Below are 3,120 nucleotides of genomic sequence, written 5' to 3' on the forward strand. Positions count from 1 at the left end.
AGCAGGCACAGCACCGTGTTCCACTGCGGGTCCATGTAGTAGAAGGGCTGCGCGGTGAGGTCCACGTCGTCCGGTGTGACGGCGGCGACGTCGGCCGCGAGCTCGGCCAGGTGGAGCCAGTAGCGGTGGGTGAGCATGCAGCCCTTGGGGAACCCGGTCGTTCCCGAGGTGTACTGGAGGTTGACGAGGTCGTCCCAGCCGACGTCGGGCAGGTCGCGGACGCCGGACGCGGCGGCCAGCTCGGCGCCCGCGTCGAAGGCGCCGGCGGCCCGGACGGGTTCGGGCGCGGGCCCGGCGTCGGCGGGGTCGAGCAGCCCGACCTCGCCGAAGTCCAGCGCCAGCAGCGCCTCGGCTGCGGCGGCCGAGCCGGCCAGGGCCAGCACCGCGCCGGAGTCCTTGACGACGTGGGCCAGGTCGGCGCTGCGGTAGCCGGGGTTCACCGGGACGATCACCGCGCCGAGCTTGGCGATCGCCAGCCAGGCGACCGGGAAGCCGACGCCGTTGCCCAGCATCACCGCGACCCGGTCGCCGCGGCGGACGCCGTGCGCGGCCAGCACGTCCGCCAGCCGGTTGGTCCGGTCCTCCACCTGCGCGACGGTGGTCTCGACGCCGGCGAAGCGGAACAGCACCCGGTCGCCGTCGGCGGCGGCCCGGTCCCGGAGCAACCCGCCGAGGCCCCCCGCGATGTTCTCGGCCGGTCTCCCGCCGAACGGCGGCGCGGCGGTCACGCCCGCCGCCGGGTGGCCAGGTCGAACATCGTCACCAGCTCGGCGGCGCAGTCGGCCAGGTCGATGGCCTCCTCGTCGAAGACCCACTGGAGCATCACGCCGTCGATCGCGCCCTGGACGGTGGCGGCCAGCGTGCCCGGCGAGAAGTCGCGAAAGTCGCCGCTGTCCTGGCCGCGCCGCAGGATGCCCTCCAGGTGGTGGCGGCACGGGTCGTACATGTCGGCGTTGAAACGGCGCTTGGCCTCCGGCGATCCGAAGCTGCCCCAGATGTCCACCAGCGCGACGAAGTTGGCGCGGTTGGCCGCCATGAACTCGAAGCTGGCCTCGATGAAGGCGCGTAGCCGGCGCGGGGCGTCTGGTGCCCGGTCCACCCGGGCCTTGATGAACCGGTTGGTCTCGGCGAACAGGGCGTTGACGACCTGCTGGATCAGTTCATCCTTACCGGCGAAATGGTAGGAGATCACGCCCTTGCTGACGCCGACGTCCTGGGCGATCCGGGCCAGCGACGCCTGCGGCAACCCGGCGCTCGCGATGGTGGAGATGGCGCCCTCCACGATCTGCCGTCGCCGGGCCTCCTCGATGAACGAGGCCTTCTTCTTCTGGCCGTCATGAATGATTTTTGACCGCATGGCCAGAATTCAAGCCTGGGGAACGTCGCGCGGCAAGCCCTGGTCAGCGACTGTGGGGTTTCCCCCACCCCGTGCCGGGCCGTTCACTGACCCGTTCGCCGGTCCGGCCGGTCGCCGCGAGGTAGTGCAGCACCGCCAGCACCCGGCGGTTGCCGGCCGCCGACGCGGGCACCCCGAGTTTGGCGAACACCGCGGTGACGTGTTTCTCGACCGCGCTCAGCGACACGTACATCTGGTCGGCGATGCCGGTGTTGGACCAGCCCTCGGCCATCAGGGCAAGCACATCACGCTCTCGGGGGAGCAGGGAGTCCTCCCAGCCGGAGTCGGGCATGGCGGCACCTCCTTGGTGTGGGAAACCGCAGAATTCGCGCGGACCTCTTGTCTCACTCATACCATCTGGATTAAATCCTGGCCATGCGGTCAAAAATTAGCCACCATGTCCAGAAGTCCCGGGTGTTCGGCGCCGTCCTGGCCGGCGTGGTGCTCAGCGGCGGCCTAGCCGTCCCGGCCGGCGCCCGGACGGCACGCGTCCCCGCCGAGGGCCGGGATGCCTCGAACGCGCAGCTCCGCTGCCTGCTGGACGGCGTCGTCGTGCCGCCCGTGCCCGGCGCGATCCTCGCCGTGACCGGGCCCGGCCGGAGCTTCCACGGCGCGGCCGGCGTGTACGAGTTGGGCGGACGCGCCCTGCGCACCTCCGATGCCTTCCGGACGGCCAGCGTCACCAAGACGATGACCGCGGCCGTCGCGCTCCGGCTCGCCGAGCGCGGCGACCTGCGCCTGGACGCTCCCATCGGCAGATACCTGGACCGGAAGCTGGTCGCGCGCATCCCGTACGGATCCCGGATCACCGTCCGGCAACTCCTCGACCACACCGCCGGGCTGTACGACTACGTGCAGAACGAGAAATGGTTTCAGTACGTGCTCGATCACCCGGACAAGACCTGGAAGCCCCGGGAGCTGGTGGACTGGGCGCTGCGTGGGGGCAAGCCCTACTTCGCGCCCGGCAGGGGTTACCACTACTCCGACACGGGCTACGTCCTGGCCGGGCTCGTCATCGAGAAGGCCGCACGCAAACCGCTGCACCGGTTGTACCGGTCGATGCTGCTGCGGCCGCTGAAGATGGACCGCACCTACCTCGAAGGGCGGGAGGCGCACCGCGGCCCGCGCGCCCACAACTACCTCGGCGAGCGCGACACCTACGACTACAACCCGACGTTCGACACCTTCGGCGGGGGCGGCCTGGTCTCCACGGCGGCCGACCTCAACCGGTTCATGCGCGGACTGTTCGAGGGCAAGGTCTTCAAGCGTCCGACGACGCTCCAGACGATGCTGCGCAGCACCCCGCAGAGCATCAAGGCCGGCTCGCCGTACGGTCTCGGCGTCACCCGGCTGACTGTGGCGGGCGAGACCGCCTACGGGCACAACGGCTTCTTCGGCGCGTTCCAGGTCTACGTGCCGAAGAAGCGGGTCGCGGTGACCGGCACCATCACCCAGGCCGAGAACGTGGGCAAGCAGGCACGCCAGTTCATCGAGAACTCCCTCCTGGTGAGCATCGGCAAGCCGCCCGCCGACCCCTGCGAGCGTCAATACAACTAGGGCGTGTCCCGTGATCATGTGACTGGGTCGCGGAGCCAGATCCGGATCGAGGCAACATCGAGAGTGCCCTGATAGATAAGCTCCCGCTTGTCGTACCGGGTCGCCACGGCGCGATTCTGGCGGAGCTTGTTGACGCAGCGTTCGACGGTGTTGCGCTCCTTGTAGCG

Annotated in this window: 4 protein-coding genes; 1 reads left to right on the top strand and 3 read right to left on the bottom strand. The window is 70.0% G+C overall.

What is annotated here, in order from left to right; all coding sequences use genetic code 11:
- The 3 genes from AB0I59_RS42005 to AB0I59_RS42015 form a co-directional block, all read right to left on the bottom strand.
- The coding region (locus AB0I59_RS42005) for an AMP-binding protein (protein ID WP_358142667.1) at positions 1-728 on the bottom strand (728 nt) is incomplete at its 3' end.
- Positions 725-1,357, bottom strand: a complete 633-nt coding sequence (locus AB0I59_RS42010) for a TetR/AcrR family transcriptional regulator (protein ID WP_061258386.1) — start codon at positions 1,355-1,357, stop codon at positions 725-727. The genes AB0I59_RS42005 and AB0I59_RS42010, both read right to left, overlap by 4 nt.
- Before the next feature lie 43 nt (positions 1,358-1,400).
- Entirely contained in the window at positions 1,401-1,688 is a 288-nt protein-coding gene (locus AB0I59_RS42015; protein ID WP_061258385.1) for a response regulator transcription factor, read from the bottom strand.
- A gap of 83 nt (positions 1,689-1,771) precedes the next feature.
- On the opposite strand from AB0I59_RS42015, the gene AB0I59_RS42020 reads away from it, so the two are divergent.
- Positions 1,772-2,953 (top strand): serine hydrolase domain-containing protein, encoded by a 1,182-nt coding sequence (locus tag AB0I59_RS42020; protein WP_358142670.1) that lies wholly within the window; start codon positions 1,772-1,774, stop codon positions 2,951-2,953.
- Positions 2,954-3,120 lie beyond the last annotated feature (167 nt).

The organism is Microtetraspora glauca (genome assembly GCF_040656155.1).
GTDB lineage: Bacteria > Actinomycetota > Actinomycetes > Streptosporangiales > Streptosporangiaceae > Microtetraspora > Microtetraspora glauca.

What these genes read in the sequence shown, in the direction of transcription:
- AB0I59_RS42010 (WP_061258386.1), bottom strand. Translation starts at nt 1,357, where the DNA reads ATGCGGTCAAAAATCATTCATGACGGCCAGAAGAAGAAGGCCTCGTTC.
- AB0I59_RS42015 (WP_061258385.1), bottom strand. Translation starts at nt 1,688, where the DNA reads ATGCCCGACTCCGGCTGGGAGGACTCCCTGCTCCCCCGAGAGCGTGAT.
- AB0I59_RS42020 (WP_358142670.1), top strand. Translation starts at nt 1,772, where the DNA reads ATGCGGTCAAAAATTAGCCACCATGTCCAGAAGTCCCGGGTGTTCGGC.